Below are 18,076 nucleotides of genomic sequence, written 5' to 3'. Positions count from 1 at the left end.
ATTGTGCTTAACAAACCACCCTTCCTCTGAAACCAGCCAGTCCTCAACCAACTGTTCTAGAATATCTTCTTTCAAGCTACACTCCTGTTAGCCTAACGCCTAGTTCGTTACCGGCAACGTTTTTTGTTGTCCGCGTACACGAAATTGTTAACAAGATCACTATATATTTTGAGCCACCCATTCTATTTCATCATCTGAAATATTCGACAACGAAAGTAAATCATAAAACCTCTGCCCCTCATACGTAAGATACATTTGGGACGGAACGATTTCCGTTTCAGATAGTAAAAAATGTTGCCTATCTTTCATCATTCCAAGACGGATCAGTTGCATAGCCTGCTGAATCAAGGATAGGTGCGCCCAAGTAACTTCAGTGCCAGGTTTAACCTTCTCTTGTCGAGTCCTAAATTGATCGCACCTTCTAGCAAGCGCTAGAATTCTGAAATGTGTATATGTTAGCGACTCCGCCAATTCTACAAGCTGATTTGCCTCCTCAACGGAGCAGCTACTCTCAAACGATATGTTCGAAAACAGCTTTCCAAGATGAACCAGCTTCTTTTCCTCGTGAGTGTTTTTGGCTTTTAATAGCACCCCTTCGAAAACCTCTTCTGAAGATGGACGATCAGTGCCTTTAGACTCAAAAAATCCATCATCACGAAGAGGCTGTCCTCTATCAATCCTCACTTTCAGCTCATCAAGGGCGATCGCAGCTACCCCACCTATTCTCACCTCTTCCCTAGGGGAAAGGTACCGATTCGCAACATCAGTTAGCGCATGAGTGCAACTTATACCAAGTGCGGCCCCAGCGCCTGCTCCTACAGGCCCTCCAGCAAGAAAACCTATTGCCCCGCCAACCGCAGCTCCGGCAATTTCAGACCCTCGCTGAATTAACTGTTTTGGCTTATCCTCTTTCATGCTTCCTCTGTTAACAGCTTATGCGTGTGCGTGCCTGATAGACTGGCGAGATCTCACCGGGCTTCTGCTTGTAACCAACTGATTTCATTCTGAAACCTTCCATAGTTTGACTATTCCCTTCCAGAAAAGCGTGCGTGCACACTATTTCGGTGACGAGTGACCTATAAACGTGACTGGTCTATAAACGTGTAAACCAATAACCTATTGATTTGATTGATGATCAAACTATCACCAACCGAATAAACAGGCAAGCGCAAAAAAGCCCACGCTAGATGGGCTCTTCCATATAATGTGATGCCCGCTCACGGCCTCGACCGCGACGGTTGAGATTCAGCGTTAAGCGCCTTCAGCTTCCCTTAAACGCTCTTGTCGTTCACGTTCTTCTAGCATGACCGCTTTAATCTCTTCAAGCACCGCATCCACATCAGCGCCATCGGCATCGCCGTCATAAAGTCCGGTCAACTCGGTTTCAGGTTTCAATAATCCCTCTTCATAGAGCGCCCACATCTCTTCGCCATAGCGGGATAAACTCAAGATAGGCGCAAACTGGGCGTAGTAACGGGTCATATTATTCACATCGCGCAACAGCATTGAGCGTGCACTGTTATTCGCCGACGCATCCACCGCCTGTGGTAGATCAATAATCACGGGGCCATATTCGTCAACCAAGACATTAAACTCTGACAAGTCGCCATGGATGATGCCTTCACACAGCATCAACTTAACGTAATGCATCATGACGGCATAATCTTCCAGCGCCTGCTCTTCGGTCAATAACACCTCACCGAGGCGCGGCGCCACATCCCCCTCATCATCGACCACTAACTCCATTAGCAAAACGCCGTCGATACAACCAAAGGTTTCAGGCACCCGTACGCCAGCACGGTGTAAGCGGGCTAACGCATCCACTTCAGCATTTTGCCAAATCTCTTCCTGCTGCTTACGGCCATAGGCGGAGTTTTTTTCCATCGCTCGGGCACGTCGACCACTGCGAACCTTTCGGCCTTCTTGATATTGGGCAGCATTCTTGAAACTACGCTTTACCGCATCTTTATAAACTTTGGCGCAACGAATCTGACCGGAGCAACTGACAATATAGATATCAGCCTCTTTACCACTCATCAGCCGGCTTATCACTTCATCAATCAAACCTTCATCTATCAGCGGAAGGAGCGTTTTTGGTGCTTTCATGCATACCTGTATCGTTAAAAAACCATTTTAGCCAACGGTGGCTCAACTCTATTAACTAAGTCTAACACTTTTTAAAATTATTTAGGATTGTTCGCACTGCCGTTGCCCTCCTGTTGCCTAGGATTGCACCCACGCCCCTCTCAACTAAGTTAACCTCCTCGATAACCCGCCATCTATTACCCTATCGTTTTGTTATAGCACAAAAAAATCCGGCAACCATAAGGCTACCGGATTTAATTAATACGCCTGACGGCGAACTCACGAATTGAGATCGTCTTGCGTTCTAGCTAGATCAGAATGACAGGGTCACACCATGGTTGGATCTGGCTCAAGACCCATCAGTGAACGACCAAGAATCTGCTTACAAACATCGTAATCGGTGTAAGCATGGGCTGCCGTCATGTTGCAATCACGCCACAGCCGTTGGATCTCATTATCATGGATCCACGTAGAGCCACCAGCGACTTCAAACAAACGGTTAACCGCCTCGCAACACATCTTAATGGCATACGCCTGATTGGTGCGCCAAAAAACAAGCTCTTCATCGGTAGGGTAGCGTTTCTGTTCGCCAAAGGCTTTATGCTCGTCCCAGGTTTTTTCCATATAAGCACGCGCTGCGGCGACCTGTTGATGAGATTCAGCCAGCCGCATCAGCGGTGGAATCTCTTTACCACTACTGGCCATGGTGTAAGCACGGGTACGGTTTTTGGTCATCTCTTTATAGACTTGCAGCATCCGCTCAGCCGCGCCCAGCGCGATCGCAGCAAAACCACAGGCAAAATATGGACGGTATGGGGTGTAATAGATCTTACTCTCAGGGTACAGACCAAAACCGGCAGACTCACCGGTCATCATCGCCTTAGCCCGCTCAATACGGTGTTCAGGAATAAAGGTATTTGGGTTAACCTTAAGAGTCTTAGTACCGGATGATTTCATTCCAGCAGAATACCAGTCATCTTCGATTTCATAATCGCTCGCAGGCACCACACCGAAGCAATAATCTTTCTCACCCGTTTCTTTATTATCCCGCAGGAAGCCCAGAATCGCCCATTGTGCATGGTCACAGCCAGAGCTCCAACGCATGTCTCCATTGAAGATGACCCCACCTTCACACTCTTCAACCTTACCAAAAGGTGCGATTGAACTACTGGCAACCGCATCCGGATTTTCGCCCCAGAACTCGTCCTGCGCCTGTTTTGAAAACATGGCCATCTGGTGACTATGAGTCACTAATAGGCTAAATGCCCAAGCAGTACCACCACACGCACCGGCCAATGCAGCAATACAATCGGTCACTTCAGGTAATGACAACTCTAAGCCACCATAGGCTTTTGGCTGCAGCGCGCGATGAAAGTTGATTGATTTGAGAAGATTAATATTTTCTTCCGGCACCTTACGAAGCTGCTCTGCATTGACCGCATTGGCCGCAATCTCAGGCAGAATCTTTTTCAACTCATCAAGCATAGGATTTGGTCTTTCCATCGTTCATTACCCTTCTCGTTATTGTTTTCATAACAGACTGTGCCAATCGCTGAATGATAGAAACAACATCACCCAATCACTGACTGTCCAACAGATGGCCCTATTATTGTTGAGGATGAGGCAGAAGAAAATGGATCTTTCACAGGCTAACTTGCACTTCTCATAGTTAACATATGAAGTATAAAAGCATATTACTGTTAATTAATACCACCAAAATAGACCTAACTTACTGAATTATAGTAACTTAAGATATGCCGGCTTTAGAGCGCATAAAAAAATTTGCACAAATCAACAAGATTACAGACAGACTGCAAGCGTCTATAATACTAACAAGATCGCCATTCCTAAGAGACGAGAAGCTTATGAGCCGTCACAGCCCAGCGTCAGCCCGAACCAATAGCTCATCCGCTGATATTCCCAATATCGATATTGGCCAAGCCTACGATCAACACTATGTGGATGCCGAAATACACTATGAACAGTTAGAGAAGCTGGCTAATTTCTTTGGCCGTAATATGCCGGTGCATCATCATGACCGCTTCTATCAAATACATGTGATTCTCGAAGGCACCGTACGCGTTCACCTTGATGAGACCAGCTACACTGTTAATGGACCGATGTTTTTTCTCACCCCGCCAACAATCCCCCATGCCTTTGTGACAGATAATGATGCCACAGGACATGTAATTACTGCGCGACAGCAACTGGTTTGGCAACTGATGGGCGATCTGGGCATCACTCGCTGGGGCAACAATGGCACCATGAACAGCCCTTTGTGTGTCGCGCTAACACCGGACAGCAATCCCAGCGCTCAACGCATGTTGTATCTACTCAACCTTATGTCCGCCGAAAGCAATGACACCGGCATGGTCAACATTGTTGCCCTTAAAGCCCTACTGCAACTGATATTAATTGATATCACCCGACTCTCTGATCAAAACCAACAAAAACAGAAAACCCGCAAAGAAGATGTGCGCATCTTCCACCGCTTTAATGAACTGATAGAAGCTCATTACCATGATCATCTCCCCTTAGCCCAGTATTCACAAATGATCAGTGTTACCGAAGCCCGGTTGAATGAGATCTGCCGACGCTTAGCGGGATTACCATCTAAACGACTAATTATGGAGCGCCTCATGCAAGAGGCCCGACGCTTACTGACATACTCCTCGGCACCGATTACAGAGATAAGCTATCAACTGGGATTCAAAGATCCAGCCTATTTCGCACGATTCTTTCGCAGAAATGCAGGCATTACCGCCAGCCAGTACCGCGAAAACAAAAATTAGACTATATTTCAATTAGTTAAAATTAAAATGTCATATAAAGATCGAATAGAGAGATAATTAAATCCTATGAAAAGTACAAACAAAGCACTGAAAAATATATGTTTTGTGCTTCAAGGCACATTATAATTAGTTAACATATTAAGCTTAGAGCTGATTATTCAGCGCTCACAGCAACAACAATAACTACATAGCTCCTCTTATTGACCAAAGGTGACCCCATGTCTCAGACAGATTTTGATCCAAAAGATTTTCGCCGCGCCCTGTCACAATTCCCAACGGGTGTAACCGTTATCACCACCTTGGACGCCGATGGCAAGCCCGTGGGTGTGACCGCTAGCAGCTTCAACTCTGTCTCCATGGAACCAACCCTAGTGCTTTGGAGTATCGATAAAGGCGCTCACAGTCTGGCGGCGTTTGAAAAAGCGGAGCACTTTGCTGTCAATATTTTAGGCAGCGATCAAGTCGCCACCTCTAACAACTTTGCCAGCCGTGGCGAAGATAAATTTGCTAACGCCGCCTACTCTGCAGGCCTAGGCGGAGCCCCAGTACTCGACGACTATGCGGCTCAATTTGAATGTAAAACCTGGGCAGTTTATGAGGGGGGTGATCACCTAATTCTCGTCGGTGAAGTGATTAACTATCGTTATAACGATGTGGTCGAACCCCTTGTCTTTGCCCGCGGCCGTTATGCTATTTCCGCGCAGCATCCAGAAATGATTAACACCGCATCCCCTTGTGATAATGCCTCTCAAGAGAATGACTTTGTCAGCGACTACCTGCTTTATCTAGTCAGAAACCTTTATCAAGAACTAAGCGCCTCGCTCTACCCTAAATTACAAAATGAATGTGATGTTAACCCTGAAGAGTGGCGCGTACTATCCCGGATGCTTAGCTGCCCAACCTTTAAAATCAGCGATTTGACGGACCTAGTTATGCAGCCGGAAGTCGCGCTACGGCAAACGGCCGATTGGATGGTGGAAAAAGGGCTGGTGGAGTATCAATCCAATGAGGTCATCAAAATAACCTCGAAAGGCACCGAGATTGCTACCCAATTGCGCGATATTGCCATCGCTGAAGAAGCTAAACTATTGTCTCAACTGCCCGCCGATCAGGCCGGACAACTCAAAGACAATCTCAAAACACTGATCGAAAAGCTAGGCTAAGCCCTTTAATACCACCCCTTGACATTATTCGTCAGCGGAGCCCTCCGCTGACGACACTGTTCCGACTAACGATCCTCGTTTTGCCCTAAACATCCCTTCTAAAACAGCGTAAAATGCTCTTTTTTAAAATCCATCAGGCCAGAACAGTTATGAGTCTCGAAGATATCGATAAGCCTTTAAATAAAGAAGATGAAACCGCACAAACCAAGAATGGCTTTTTGGCCCTTGTCTCAAAACTGGTGTTTGATGAAAAATTACCCGTGCGCTTTATGTATAAAACCGTACCCGCTCACCTCAACGATACTGGGTGGCGCATGTTTACCGGCTATGAAACCCCTGAATTTCTTGAAGATGAAGTCACTAACCTACTGCCCGTTGACGTTAAGAAAATGACCAATCTTGACCCATCATTAAGCGAATTGGTGGATTACAATGCCGGCACCGTCTGGGAGCGCACACCGGGTGCTGAAGGCTGGGAAAGGGTCTACGACTTTAAAATCCCGGCCGACCAGGTTGAGGTTGAAATCACCAACGATGTGGATGATTTCAAACATTAACAACCACTCGATAGTAGAAAAACACCAGCCTTTCCCTTGAAAGGCTTTTTTTTGTCCTTATTTAGTAAGTTAACGGAGGCTCATTGAGGTCCGTTAAACGCCTGATCATTGTGATAGGCAACTCACACTATATTGCTTTATGAGGATATTATTATGCGTCAATTTGACCTTGCTCCACTGTACCGTTCTGCAATCGGCTTCGATCGCTTAGCGTCCATGATCGACAATGCATCACGCAATGAACAAGCCCAGAATGGCTACCCACCGTACAACATCGAATTGATCAGTGAACACGCATACCGTATCACCATGGCGATTGCCGGGTTTGATAAATCGGAAGTATCGATCAATACCGAACACGGTGTTCTGAGCGTGATAGGCAACAAGAAAGCCGATGAAACCGAACGCCAGTATCTACATCAAGGTATTGCAGCCCGCGGCTTTGAACGTAAATTCCAGTTAGCCGATCATGTTAAAGTGACCGATGCCTCAATGGAAAACGGTTTACTGCACATCGACTTAGTTCAGGAGATTCCTGAAGCGATGAAACCCCGCTCCATCGAGATCAACTAAGGGCTTCATTGCAGCTTCGCACTAAAGCTTAGCAACTTAAAGCACGAAGCCCAACAGCATTACAGGGAGCCATTCGCTCCCTGTTTTAATTCACCCACATGATAATGCCGTAAGCCAAAAACCTCTTAACTCACTCATCCATCGTATCAGCGTCGCTTATTTTAATCGCTTGATAAACCTCACAACGCAACGAATCACCCCAATGATCAGCCGGTAGACCGGCTTTCAGGCGTAACTGACTGACAAAGCGCTCCGGTTGCGGTAACTGTGCCCAAACCGAGGGTAAAAAGGTTGCCCGATGCCCGTCATCTGCTAACACTAGGCCATCGACACCGGGCCTTAATGCAGCCAGTAACTCTGCCTCACTGTTAACCGACAGTGGTATTAAAGGGGTCAAGATTGAGATTTCGTAACTCAGTTGATTGAGTTCAGCCGCTGTTACCGGCGAAAAACGCTGATCCTTAAAAGCCGCGAGATAGCTATTACGCCAAACTGATTCAACCAATGAAGCATCCGCTTCGAGGTTTCCAATACAGCCGCGCAACCGACCTTCGAGGGTTAGCGTGACAAAACAACCACGTGGTTGTTGCAAGGCCACAGAGACCGATGCCATATTCGGCGGTACTGGCCGCTGCCTCTCAACACCTTGAGCGACAACCTGTCGCGCTAACTGTAACAAGTAATATTGATCGGCCTGACTATACTGTTCAACGGAAGGCATAAGCGCAATACCCCACTACCCGCTGATGGTCGCCTGCGGTATCACCTGAATTACAATACCCCAATAATTCGGCCTTCAGTCCAGTCTTAGCGGCATAAGCCAGCAGGCCATTCAAAGCATAACAACCACAGGCCTGTTGCGGTTGGATATGGCTACTGAGCTGTTTAATACAGCTAAGCGTCGCTTGATCTATCTGCTTAGCCTCCTCATAGCTATGAAAATGACTTAGGTCGCTACTCACTAGCAACAATGTTTGCGTTTCAGCAAAGACTCTTGTGATCAGCGACTCAACAGCACCAACCGGCGTCTGCCCAACCAACACTGGCAAGACCTTAACCTCAGGCCTCATTAACTGTAGAAACGGCAGTTGTATCTCTAAGCAATGCTCCTGCGCATGAGCTAGATTATTAACACTCACCATGCCCTCTTGCTGTAATAACTGGCTAAGCTGCGTATCAATCTCAATTTTCCCCAAGGGGGTTTGCCACTGTTCAGCAGCCATCACCGCCATCCCTTGTAATGGCACCCGGTGGGCAGGCCCTAATAAAACGACCCGACTGTAATCGGACAAATAGGGCCGAATACGATTATAGGCGCGCGCGGCGATACCACCGGAATAGATTAAACCCGCATGAGGCACCTGTATCGCCTCCGGCTTCGCCCCTGATTGAGGATTGTCTGCTAACAACTGGCTCACCAACTGCAACAATTCATCCGTTTGCTGCGGATAGAACATACCCGCCACAGCAGCCTGCTTAATTCTCATCTACACTGACCTTAATGACCACGATAACGTCAGTATAGTCCGCTGAATAAAACCGAGCGTAGCTCAACAAGATAAATACTAGGCGAGTTAATACCGCCCAGCGATTAAACCCAATCAACTCAGCCTAATCGAGCTAGATAGCCGATGAATATGCACACACCACATGCCACCCGCTACTGGCACCGAACCGCCGATGGTCGCATACAATGTGATGTCTGCCCACACCAGTGCCAACTCCAGGAAGGTCAGCGAGGTCTCTGCTATGTTAGGGGACGCGAAGCTGACAAAATTGTCCTCTATAGTTATGGGCGCTCAAGTGGGTTCTGTATTGACCCTATCGAGAAAAAACCACTCAATCACTTTCTGCCGGGCACACCCGTACTATCCTTTGGCACGGCAGGCTGTAATCTGAGCTGTAAATTTTGTCAGAACTGGGATATGAGCAAATCTCGACAGATGGATACCCTTGCAAGCCAAGCCAGCCCCGAACAACTGGCACAAGCCTGTGTTGATACCGGCTGTCGCTCGATCGCTTATACCTACAACGATCCGGTTATCTTTATGGAATATGCCATTGATGTGGCGCAAGCCTGCCGAGAACGTAATATCAATTCGGTCGCGGTATCAGCAGGTTATGTATTACCCACCGCCCGCAATGAATTCTTCCGCTGTATGGATGCGGCCAATATCGACCTAAAAGGATTTAATGAAACGTTCTACCGCAAACTCTGCGGTGGACAGTTGCAACCGGTACTGGAGACACTGATCTATCTGGTGCACGAAACCAACTGCTGGGTGGAGATTACCAACCTAATTATTCCCGGAGAGAACGACAAGCCTGCTGAATTAGAAGCGATGTGCCAGTGGATTCACGATCAATTAGGGCCGTTAGTGCCGCTCCATTTTACCGCCTTCCATCCTGACTATAAGATGAAGGACACACCAGCCACCCCCTACGTAACCTTAGCCGCCGCCCGACGTATCGCACTGAAGTGCGGTCTCAAGCATGTCTATACCGGCAATATTACCTCTACTGATAGTAGCTCGACCTACTGCAGTCATTGCCAGCAACGACTGATTGAACGATCACAATACCAACTAGGAGAATGGAATTTAGACACCCAGGGGCGCTGTCGGTTTTGTAAAACGCCACTCGCGGGCCACTTTGAAGTACAACCGGGTCACTGGGGATCACAACGACAAGTACTACGGTTTGGTTAATTGTTTTAAGCCTGCTTACAACGACTCCACCGCCTGCTGCAAAAACTGACGCACCTCAGCCACCTGCTTTAAGGTCCGCATCTGCTGTAACATCGGCATCGCTTCGGGATATTCCCGCGACATCATTTTCAACCACTGTTTAATCCGGCCATGCACATACTTCGGCGCTAATTGTTGCTCAACCATCTCTAAAAACTGCTGGAGTAACAGTAACATTTCCGGCCAGCTCAGGTGATCGGGATCATCACCTCGCTGCCAAGCTTTAATCCGCAAACCCAAATCCGGCGCCGCCACTAAGCCACGCCCTATCATAACGTCATCACAGCCACTGACCTCACGGCAGCGCTGATAATCCTGCCAGTTCCACACTTCCCCATTGGCGGTCACCGGTATAGCCACTTGTTCACGAATCCGCGCGATCCATTCCCAGTGGGCGGGTGGCCGGTAGCCCTCCTCTTTGGTGCGCGCATGCACGGTTAAACCACAGGCACCGGCATCCGCAATCGCGGCAGCGTTATCCAAAGCACGGGATTTATCGTTAAAGCCTAAACGCATTTTCGCCGTCACCGGAATATGTGCCGGCACCGCCTGCCGTACCCACCAGACGATCTGGTGCACCAGTTCTGGCTCGTTTAATAGAATCGCACCACCGCGACTTTTATTAACGGTTCTGGCCGGACAACCGAAATTAAGGTCGATACCCCGAGCGCCAATACTGACCGCTTTACGAGCATTACCGGCAAGAATACGAGGATCACTGCCCAACAACTGCAGCGTCACCGGCGTACCCGAGCTAGTACGGCTATCGTTGAAAAGCTCGGGGCTAATACGGCGAAAAACCTTAGCCGGTAAAACGCGCTCAGAGACCCGGATAAATTCCGTGACACACTGATCGATACCACCGATGCGAGTCAATATTTCCCGCATAGGCGCATCCACAACGCCTTCCATCGGTGCCAGTATAATTTTCAAATTAACCCTATCATCAATACGCTCTATAGAAATTTCGTCCATGCTGATAAACAAAATGCCCGCTCCGATCTGCATCAGGCGGGCATCGTAACCAGCATAGCCTTAGATAGCAGCCAGGCCTAACTGCAGATCACGCTTAAGGTCTTCAATGGATTCAAGGCCCACCGAGAAGCGGATCAGATTATCCTTGATACCGGCGTCGGCTTTTGCCGCAGCACTCATTCGCCCGTGGGTCGTTGTGCCCGGGTGCGTAATCGTACTCTTCACATCACCCAAGTTACCGGTGATAGAAATCATCTGAGTCGCATCAATAAAACGCCATGCCGCCGCTTGATCACCACTGACCTCAAAAGCCAGAACACCACCAAACGCACGCTGCTGTTTTTTCGCTAACGCATGCTGAGGGTGTTCTTGCAAACCAGAGTAATACACCTTATCGATACCTGGCTGCTGTTTTAGCCACTCGGCCATCGCCAAGGCATTAGCGCTGTGAGCCATCATCCGCAGCTCTAGCGTTTCTAAGCCCTTCATAAAGACCCATGCATTAAATGGGCTTAAGCAGGCACCACCCGTACGGATAAAGCCGAAGATCTCTTCCATCTCTTTATCGCGGCCAACCACCACACCACCGACACAGCGCCCCTGACCATCTAGGTATTTAGTGGCCGAGTGAACCACAATATCAGCCCCCTGTTGAATCGGTTGCTGCAAGGCTGGAGTACAGAAACAGTTATCAACCACCAACAGCGCATCATGGGCATGAGCCAAAGCCGCAACGGCTTCAATATCACCCAGCTCGGCTAATGGATTGGACGGTGTTTCTAAGAAAAACATCTTGGTTGCCGGCGTTACCGCAGCAGACCAAGCATTGATATCCGTTGGATCAACGTAACTAACCGTGATACCGGTGCGGCTTAGGTATTTATCAAACAGTGAGACGATAGAGCCAAACACACTGCGAGAACAGACGACATGATCGCCCTGCTTCAACAATGATAAGCAGGTGCTAAGAATAGCCGCCATGCCTGAGGCAGTCGCAACCGCACGTTCAGCCCCCTCAAGAGCCGCCATGCGCCGCTCAAAGGCCTGCACTGTTGGATTGGTGAAGCGAGAGTAGATATTACCCTCTTCTTCACCACCAAAGCGGGCCGCTGCTTCCCGAGCACTCGAATAGACAAAACTAGAGGTTGGGTAGATCGCATCATTGTGCTCCCCCTCATCGCTACGATGTTGCCCGGCGCGGATAGCCAAGGTGCTGAATTGATAATCAGCATCGTCAAACTGAATCCGATCGGGGCGTTCAAAATTGGACTTGGACATCGGCCATAGTTCCCATAATTACAATGACTGGTTACAGCTATTTTCTACAACTGCAAAATAATACAACCGCAAAATGGCGGCTTACGCCAATGGATGGCCAGCCGCATCTCGCTAACCGGCTCAGCGAATAGTCGCGTGCAAATTAGCGTTCTGATTGGTTGCCGACTTTTTTTCGCCGCTTTTAGCCATATCATTACGCTCCTCCTCGATACGACGGAGGTATTCAGCATCAATATCACCGGTAATGTATTTACCGTCGAAAACGGATGCATCAAATCCAGTCACTGAGCTATTGCCCGCACGCAGACAGTCTTTAAGGTCTTCCAGATCCTGATATAACATCCAGTCAGCACCGATCTCTTGACCGACTTCATCATCGGTACGGCCATGAGCGATTAACTCGGTTGCCGAAGGCATATCGATACCGTAGACATTAGGATAGCGCACGGCAGGCGCAGCAGATGCGAAATACACTTTCTTCGCACCCATCTCACGGGCCATCTGTACAATCTGCTGTGACGTCGTACCACGCACAATAGAGTCATCCACCAACATGACCACTCGATCTTTAAATTCAAGCTCAATGGGGTTCAGTTTACGACGTACCGATTTAGTCCGCTGGGTTTGACCCGGCATAATAAAGGTACGACCGATATAACGGTTTTTGATAAACCCTTCGCGGAATTTAACCCCCAGATGGTGAGCCATCTCGAGAGCCGAAGTACGGCTGGTATCCGGAATAGGAATAATCACATCGATATCATGATCAGGCCGTTCACGTTTCACTTTCTCCGCCAGCTTCACACCCATACGCATACGGGATTTATAGACGTTGACTTCATCGATAATCGAATCGGGACGGGCAAGATAAACATATTCAAATAGGCAGGGATGTAACTGAGGATTCTCGGCACACTGCATGGTGTGCACTTCGCCTTCCTGAGTAATAAAGATCGCTTCACCCGGTGCAACATCGCGAATCAGACTAAAGCCAGAAATATCCAGCGCAACCGATTCAGAGGCTACCATATATTCCGTACCGGCTTCGGTTTCACGCTGACCATAAACTAGCGGCCGAATACCATGAGGATCACGAAACGCGACGATGCCATAACCGGTGATCACCGAAACGACGGCATAGCCGCCGCTGACCCGTTTATGTACTGCTTTAATAGCCGCGAAAATATCATCAGCCGTCGGCACAAGCTTACCGATCTGCTGTAATTCATGGGCCATAATATTAAGCAATACTTCAGAATCTGACGTGGTATTGATATGACGCAGATTTTCTTTGCGCATCCGTTCACGTAGGTCGGCGGTATTGGTCAAGTTACCATTGTGGGCTAAGGCAATACCGTAAGGCGCATTGACGTAGAACGGCTGGGCTTCCGCCGAGCTAGAACTACCCGCCGTTGGATAGCGTACATGGCCGATGCCGATGTTACCCATCAAACGCTTCATATGACGGGTCCGGAACACCTCGTTGACCAAACCATTGTCTTTACGCATAAAGAAACGATTTGATTCACAGGTCACCATCCCAGCGGCATCCTGGCCTCGGTGCTGTAGCACTGTTAATGCATCAAAAATTGTCTGATTCACATTAGATTTGGCTACGATGCCAACTATACCGCACATTCAGGCTACCTCAGGTATTAAGTTAGTTACAGCAAATATAAATTTAAAACACTTAGCTATTTCTACCACTGATATTCCAGATCATCTGGCCAATATCAGCTGCGGTTTCCCGGGTCCAGGATTCCATCAATAAGAAATGGGGAATCAATTGAGATTCTGCCCACCAGCTATCTTGGGTTACCGGTGAACGCACCAGTAACGCCGTAATAACGATGACAATTAAGCCACCCCGAACAACACCAAAACCAATACCCAAAATACGGTCAGTACTACTCAAACCCGTGGCCTGAACCAACATATTAATAAGGCTATTGATAACGGCGCCGACCATCAAGGTGGCTATAAAGAGAAGTATAAAGGCTGCACCGATGCGCAGCGAGGGAGTTTCAAGTAGATGATCGAGCAGAGTACTGAGTGAAGGAGCAAATAAACGGGCGACAACAAAGGCGGCCACCCAGGTAACGAGTGACAGGGCCTCTTTCATAAAACCACCGCGCAGGCTATATAACCCGGATAAGGCAATGATGCCAATAATTGCCCAGTCGGCCCAGTTTAATACCATGTTTTCAATCTACTTCAAGATCAATAAAATTAAGGGCAGAATTCTACCAGAGCCAACGACTTAACCCAACGATTATCGTGTAGTAAAGCGGACGATAATGCCATCTAAGCCAAACTCTTTCTGAATATCAGCCTGCAGTTCAACCAGTTTAGACTTCTGAATATCCGGCCCCACAAAGACCCGAATCAAATCACCGGTCTTACGAATATAGACCTTGTGGCCCGCCTTAATCAGCTTACGACTCAGACCTTTGGCGTTATCTTCATCTTTAAAACTGGCCAACTGCAGACTCCAGGCAACCGGAATATTTTCCTGATCAAGCGCTGGCGGATCGTTTCGCTCGCTAATCCGCGGTTTCTGCTTAGCAACCTCAGCAGCAACCTGTTTAGGCATCACTGCTACAGTGACCGGCTCACTCGGTGGCGCAAAGGTGGACGTGTCTGGCAACGGTTTATTCTCAGGGGTAATAGTGACCAGTTGAGGCTCTGCTGGCGGTGGCGGAATCGCACTGTCAAGATGACGTTCACGATAGCCCGCCCCGTCGAAGAAAATAGGTAACAAAATCCCTGCTGCTACAAACAGAATCCCCGCACCGACAAGGCGCTGTTTAAAGCCATCATTCACGCTGATTTACCATCCATATTCAGAGCAATCAAAGCATCACTCACTGTAAAAAAGGATCCGGCGATAATCACCCGATCATCCTGATTCGCATCGCGGGCAACCCATGCGAGCGCTTCGGCGACATTATTATAGGTATTTAAACAGCTATCTACTGTACCCAGCTGAAGCAACTTATCAGCCAACACCTGAGCCTTTTGACCACGAGGCTTGTCTAATGTGACCAAACACCAGTCATCGATAACCGGCTGCAAACAGGCTAGTACCTGATCAATATCCTTATCGGCCAGCATACCTAACACCATCAAGGTCCGCCCCTTAACCGGTTGATCCGCTAATTGAGCGGCCAAATAAGCGGCCGCCTCAGGATTATGGGCAACATCGAGGGTGTAATCAATCTGATCCACGGTGACTGTCTGCATCCGCCCGGTCAAGCGGGCGTTAGATAAACTGCGCCTCAACGCGGCAGGCTCAGGCAGACAATCCAACAGGCTTAGCACTTGCAGTACCGTCGCGGCATTCGCTCGCGGCAAGGTAATTTCCGGCAGGCCCGAACAGGTCAATACGGCCCCATTCAATTGCTCCCCCTGCCACAACCAACCGTCATCCGTCTCAGTAGATAGATTGAAGTCTCGACCCCGCAGAAATAACTGCGCACCAATAGCGGCGGCGTGATCAATCAGCTTTTGCGGCGCGCAAGGATCGCCACACACCGCCGGACGCCCCCCTCGATAAATACCGGCCTTTTCATAACCAATCTGATTACGGTCATCACCCAGCCAGTCAATATGATCAACCGATACGGTCGTCACCACTGAGATATCGGCATCGACAATATTGATCGCATCCAGGCGACCACCGAGACCTACTTCGAGCAACATCACCTCGGGCTGCTCGGCAGCAAACACATGTAACGCTGCTAACGTGTTGTATTCAAAATAAGTTAGCCGAACATCACCTCGAGCCCGCTCTATTGCCTCAAAAGCACGCACAATCAGTGCATCAGCGACCGGCTGACCGGCCAGTTTAATACGCTCGTTATAGCGCAGAAAGTGCGGCGAGGTGAAGCAACCCACGGTTTTGCCCTGATCACGCAGCACTTGATCCAGCATCGCAATGGTCGAACCTTTGCCGTTGGTACCGCCGACGATGACTTTCTGGCTGCTACTGAGATCGAGCGCCATACGCTCATAGACTTGACGTAGCCGATCAAGCCCAAGCTCAATCAAATCGACCGGATGATTCTGCTCAATCCATTCAAGCCACTGCGATAGGATTTTAAACTGTACTTCAGCCATGGTGATTTCAGCTTTTCTTTGGAAACTATTTGGAACAATAAAAAAAGCCGCTGAAACTGACAGCGGCCTTATTAAACGTGCATGATCAGGCGGCTGGAAGCCCCTGCATCATACGCAGCACGGAGGAGATCCGGTCACGCAGATCACCTCGAGAGATGATCATATCGATCTGCCCGTGCTCCAACAGGAATTCACTACGCTGAAAGCCTTCCGGCAATTTCTCACGCACGGTCTGCTCGATAACTCGAGGGCCAGCAAAACCAACCAACGCACCCGGCTCACCGATATTCAGATCACCGAGCATCGCCAATGATGCGGATACACCACCATAGACGGGGTCAGTCAGTACCGAAATATAGGGTACGCCCGCTTTCTTCAGCCGCTCCAGCGCCGCACTGGTTTTCGCCATCTGCATCAGAGAGAACAACGCCTCTTGCATCCGCGCACCACCACTGGCAGAGAAGCAGATCATTGGGATCCCCTCTTCCAACGCAATGTTGGCAGCACGCACGAAACGCTCACCGACAACCGCTCCCATAGAGCCACCCATAAAGCGAAACTCATAGGCAACCGCAACCACCGGCAGACCTTTCACTTCACCGCGCATGGCGATCAGCGCATCTTTCTCACCCGTGGCTTTTTGCGCCGCAACCAGACGATCCTTATACTTCTTAGTATCACGGAACTTCAGGTGGTCAACCGGCTCAACTTCAGCACCGATTTCACGCAAAGTACCCTCATCAAGGAACGCATTCAGACGCACTCGCGCCGTCAAGCGCATATGATGATCGCACTTAGGGCAAACATTCAGGTTTTTTTCTAGCTCCGGGCGATACAGCACGGATTCACATTTAGGACACTTTTCCCACAACCCTTCAGGAATGTTGGTGCGCTTCTTTTCAGAGCGAACCAGGGAAGGAACAATTTTATCCAGCCAGTTACTCATTATTACTCCAGCGTCTGCCTGTGGCAGTCTTTATTTATCCATTGCCTGACGCATGCTCGCAGTAATCGCAGCAACCGCCTCAGGAATCTGTGCCTGATTGCCAGCCAATTCGGCAATCTTATTAACCAATACACTACCGACAATCACACCATCGGCTACGGCTGAAATCGCCCGCGCCGAGGCATCATCGCGAATACCAAAACCAACCCCTAGCGGCATATCGGTATGCTGGCGAATCATCTCTAGTTTTTCAGCAACTTCGCCTACATCCAGGGCAGCCGAACCGGTTACACCTTTAACAGACACGTAGTAGAGATAACCACTGCCAGCAGCACAAATCTGCTTCACCCGTGATTCTTCTGTGGTCGGCGCGATCAGATAGATCACATCGATACCCGCAGCTTTCATCAGCGGATTAAACTGGCACGCCTCTTCAGGGGGCAGATCGACGGTCAAAACACCGTCAAGACCCGCCGCTTTGGCCTTGTCGGCAAAGGTCGCATAGCCCATCACCTCAATCGGATTGAGGTAACCCATCAGGACGACCGGAGTCGTCTGATTGGTTTTACGGAACTCAGCCACCATGTCCAGCACATCAACCAGTCGAGTGCCGTGCAGCAACGCACGCTCACAGGCTAATTGGATCACTGGGCCATCGGCCATCGGATCAGAAAAAGGCACACCCAGCTCGATAATATCGACACCGGATTCAACCAGCGCATGCATTAGCGGTACGGTTACTTTAGGGTCAGGGTCGCCGGCTGTCACATAAGGAATCAGCGCTTTACGGCCCTGGCTTTTCAGATTATTAAAACACTCTGTAATACGACTCATCTTAATC

18 protein-coding genes are annotated in these 18,076 nt (G+C 49.0%); 5 read left to right on the top strand and 13 right to left on the bottom strand.

Going from position 1 to position 18,076, the window contains the following annotated elements; translation table 11 throughout:
* Window positions 1–159: 159 nt before the first annotated feature.
* The 3 genes from ACN0T0_RS06425 to ACN0T0_RS06415 all read right to left on the bottom strand — a co-directional run bounded on the left by ACN0T0_RS06425 (window position 160) and on the right by ACN0T0_RS06415 (window position 3,588).
* Entirely contained in the window at window positions 160–915 is a 756-nt protein-coding gene (locus ACN0T0_RS06425; RefSeq protein WP_417224347.1) for a hypothetical protein, read from the bottom strand.
* Between the two features lie 336 nt (window positions 916–1,251).
* Entirely contained in the window at window positions 1,252–2,106 is an 855-nt protein-coding gene (locus tag ACN0T0_RS06420; RefSeq protein WP_417224345.1) for a PA4780 family RIO1-like protein kinase, read from the bottom strand.
* A gap of 306 nt (window positions 2,107–2,412) precedes the next feature.
* Entirely contained in the window at window positions 2,413–3,588 is a 1,176-nt protein-coding gene (locus ACN0T0_RS06415; protein WP_417224343.1) for a p-hydroxyphenylacetate 3-hydroxylase oxygenase component, read from the bottom strand.
* A gap of 362 nt (window positions 3,589–3,950) precedes the next feature.
* Between ACN0T0_RS06415 and hpaA the strand changes: the two genes are divergently transcribed.
* The 4 genes from hpaA (at window position 3,951) to ACN0T0_RS06395 (ending at window position 7,170) form a co-directional block, all read left to right on the top strand.
* Complete coding sequence (hpaA, locus tag ACN0T0_RS06410; RefSeq protein WP_417224342.1) at window positions 3,951–4,877, top strand: 4-hydroxyphenylacetate catabolism regulatory protein HpaA; 927 nt, start codon at window positions 3,951–3,953, stop codon at window positions 4,875–4,877.
* A 218-nt stretch (window positions 4,878–5,095) separates the two neighbouring features.
* Window positions 5,096–6,040 (top strand): flavin reductase, encoded by a 945-nt coding sequence (locus ACN0T0_RS06405; protein ID WP_417224340.1) that lies wholly within the window; start codon window positions 5,096–5,098, stop codon window positions 6,038–6,040.
* A 149-nt stretch (window positions 6,041–6,189) separates the two neighbouring features.
* Complete coding sequence (locus ACN0T0_RS06400) at window positions 6,190–6,597, top strand: immunity protein Imm33 domain-containing protein (protein WP_417224339.1); 408 nt, start codon at window positions 6,190–6,192, stop codon at window positions 6,595–6,597.
* A 153-nt stretch (window positions 6,598–6,750) separates the two neighbouring features.
* Window positions 6,751–7,170, top strand: a complete 420-nt coding sequence (locus ACN0T0_RS06395; RefSeq protein WP_417224338.1) for an Hsp20 family protein — start codon at window positions 6,751–6,753, stop codon at window positions 7,168–7,170.
* Between the two features lie 130 nt (window positions 7,171–7,300).
* Here the strand turns inward: ACN0T0_RS06395 and amrA are convergent, their stop codons facing one another.
* Window positions 7,301–7,891 (bottom strand): AmmeMemoRadiSam system protein A, encoded by a 591-nt coding sequence (gene amrA / locus ACN0T0_RS06390; protein ID WP_417224337.1) that lies wholly within the window; start codon window positions 7,889–7,891, stop codon window positions 7,301–7,303.
* On the bottom strand, window positions 7,878–8,657 hold the full coding sequence (amrB, locus tag ACN0T0_RS06385) for an AmmeMemoRadiSam system protein B (protein ID WP_417224335.1): 780 nt from the start codon (window positions 8,655–8,657) through the stop codon (window positions 7,878–7,880). The genes amrA and amrB overlap by 14 nt, the downstream gene beginning before the upstream one ends.
* Before the next feature lie 144 nt (window positions 8,658–8,801).
* Here amrB and amrS point away from each other — a divergent pair, with 144 nt between their 5' ends.
* The gene (gene amrS, locus ACN0T0_RS06380) at window positions 8,802–9,878 is read left to right on the top strand and encodes an AmmeMemoRadiSam system radical SAM enzyme (RefSeq protein WP_417224333.1); all 1,077 of its coding nucleotides are present in this window, start codon (window positions 8,802–8,804) and stop codon (window positions 9,876–9,878) included.
* Between the two features lie 15 nt (window positions 9,879–9,893).
* On the opposite strand, the gene ACN0T0_RS06375 is transcribed toward amrS, so the two are convergent.
* From ACN0T0_RS06375 to trpA, 8 genes are all read right to left on the bottom strand, one after another.
* Window positions 9,894–10,925 (bottom strand): tRNA-dihydrouridine synthase, encoded by a 1,032-nt coding sequence (locus ACN0T0_RS06375; RefSeq protein WP_417224331.1) that lies wholly within the window; start codon window positions 10,923–10,925, stop codon window positions 9,894–9,896.
* A gap of 27 nt (window positions 10,926–10,952) precedes the next feature.
* Window positions 10,953–12,170, bottom strand: a complete 1,218-nt coding sequence (locus ACN0T0_RS06370; RefSeq protein ID WP_417224329.1) for an O-succinylhomoserine sulfhydrylase — start codon at window positions 12,168–12,170, stop codon at window positions 10,953–10,955.
* Between the two features lie 120 nt (window positions 12,171–12,290).
* Window positions 12,291–13,808, bottom strand: a complete 1,518-nt coding sequence (gene purF / locus ACN0T0_RS06365) for an amidophosphoribosyltransferase (protein ID WP_417224327.1) — start codon at window positions 13,806–13,808, stop codon at window positions 12,291–12,293.
* A gap of 52 nt (window positions 13,809–13,860) precedes the next feature.
* Complete coding sequence (locus ACN0T0_RS06360) at window positions 13,861–14,370, bottom strand: CvpA family protein (RefSeq protein ID WP_417224326.1); 510 nt, start codon at window positions 14,368–14,370, stop codon at window positions 13,861–13,863.
* A 72-nt stretch (window positions 14,371–14,442) separates the two neighbouring features.
* On the bottom strand, window positions 14,443–14,994 hold the full coding sequence (locus tag ACN0T0_RS06355) for an SPOR domain-containing protein (RefSeq protein WP_417224325.1): 552 nt from the start codon (window positions 14,992–14,994) through the stop codon (window positions 14,443–14,445).
* Window positions 14,991–16,289: a bifunctional tetrahydrofolate synthase/dihydrofolate synthase gene (gene folC / locus ACN0T0_RS06350; RefSeq protein ID WP_417224324.1), complete on the bottom strand. Its 1,299-nt coding sequence runs from the start codon at window positions 16,287–16,289 to the stop codon at window positions 14,991–14,993. Before folC ends, ACN0T0_RS06355 begins: the two co-directional genes overlap by 4 nt.
* Before the next feature lie 85 nt (window positions 16,290–16,374).
* Window positions 16,375–17,235, bottom strand: coding sequence for an acetyl-CoA carboxylase, carboxyltransferase subunit beta (accD, locus tag ACN0T0_RS06345; RefSeq protein WP_417224322.1), 861 nt, complete (start codon window positions 17,233–17,235; stop codon window positions 16,375–16,377).
* A 30-nt stretch (window positions 17,236–17,265) separates the two neighbouring features.
* A complete protein-coding gene (gene trpA, locus ACN0T0_RS06340; protein ID WP_417224321.1) occupies window positions 17,266–18,069 on the bottom strand; it encodes a tryptophan synthase subunit alpha in 804 nt (267 codons plus the stop codon).
* Window positions 18,070–18,076: the final 7 nt, after the last annotated feature.

The sequence above is a fragment of the Amphritea sp. genome (genome assembly GCF_048266285.1).
Lineage (GTDB): Bacteria > Pseudomonadota > Gammaproteobacteria > Pseudomonadales > Balneatricaceae > Amphritea.
The sequence above is the reverse complement of the archived record's forward strand: the minus strand, read 5'-3'. Positions and strand labels throughout refer to the sequence as shown.

Coding starts and splice junctions, on each gene's coding strand:
- hpaA (WP_417224342.1), top strand. CDS start 3,951: ATGAGCCGTCACAGCCCAGCGTCAGCCCGAACCAATAGCTCATCCGCT.
- trpA (WP_417224321.1), bottom strand. CDS start 18,069: ATGAGTCGTATTACAGAGTGTTTTAATAATCTGAAAAGCCAGGGCCGT.
- amrS (WP_417224333.1), top strand. CDS start 8,802: ATGAATATGCACACACCACATGCCACCCGCTACTGGCACCGAACCGCC.
- ACN0T0_RS06375 (WP_417224331.1), bottom strand. CDS start 10,925: ATGCAGATCGGAGCGGGCATTTTGTTTATCAGCATGGACGAAATTTCT.
- amrA (WP_417224337.1), bottom strand. CDS start 7,891: ATGCCTTCCGTTGAACAGTATAGTCAGGCCGATCAATATTACTTGTTA.
- folC (WP_417224324.1), bottom strand. CDS start 16,289: ATGGCTGAAGTACAGTTTAAAATCCTATCGCAGTGGCTTGAATGGATT.
- ACN0T0_RS06370 (WP_417224329.1), bottom strand. CDS start 12,170: ATGTCCAAGTCCAATTTTGAACGCCCCGATCGGATTCAGTTTGACGAT.
- ACN0T0_RS06420 (WP_417224345.1), bottom strand. CDS start 2,106: ATGAAAGCACCAAAAACGCTCCTTCCGCTGATAGATGAAGGTTTGATT.
- ACN0T0_RS06395 (WP_417224338.1), top strand. CDS start 6,751: ATGCGTCAATTTGACCTTGCTCCACTGTACCGTTCTGCAATCGGCTTC.
- ACN0T0_RS06400 (WP_417224339.1), top strand. CDS start 6,190: ATGAGTCTCGAAGATATCGATAAGCCTTTAAATAAAGAAGATGAAACC.
- ACN0T0_RS06425 (WP_417224347.1), bottom strand. CDS start 915: ATGAAAGAGGATAAGCCAAAACAGTTAATTCAGCGAGGGTCTGAAATT.
- purF (WP_417224327.1), bottom strand. CDS start 13,808: ATGTGCGGTATAGTTGGCATCGTAGCCAAATCTAATGTGAATCAGACA.
- amrB (WP_417224335.1), bottom strand. CDS start 8,657: ATGAGAATTAAGCAGGCTGCTGTGGCGGGTATGTTCTATCCGCAGCAA.
- ACN0T0_RS06415 (WP_417224343.1), bottom strand. CDS start 3,588: ATGGAAAGACCAAATCCTATGCTTGATGAGTTGAAAAAGATTCTGCCT.
- ACN0T0_RS06405 (WP_417224340.1), top strand. CDS start 5,096: ATGTCTCAGACAGATTTTGATCCAAAAGATTTTCGCCGCGCCCTGTCA.
- ACN0T0_RS06360 (WP_417224326.1), bottom strand. CDS start 14,370: ATGGTATTAAACTGGGCCGACTGGGCAATTATTGGCATCATTGCCTTA.
- accD (WP_417224322.1), bottom strand. CDS start 17,235: ATGAGTAACTGGCTGGATAAAATTGTTCCTTCCCTGGTTCGCTCTGAA.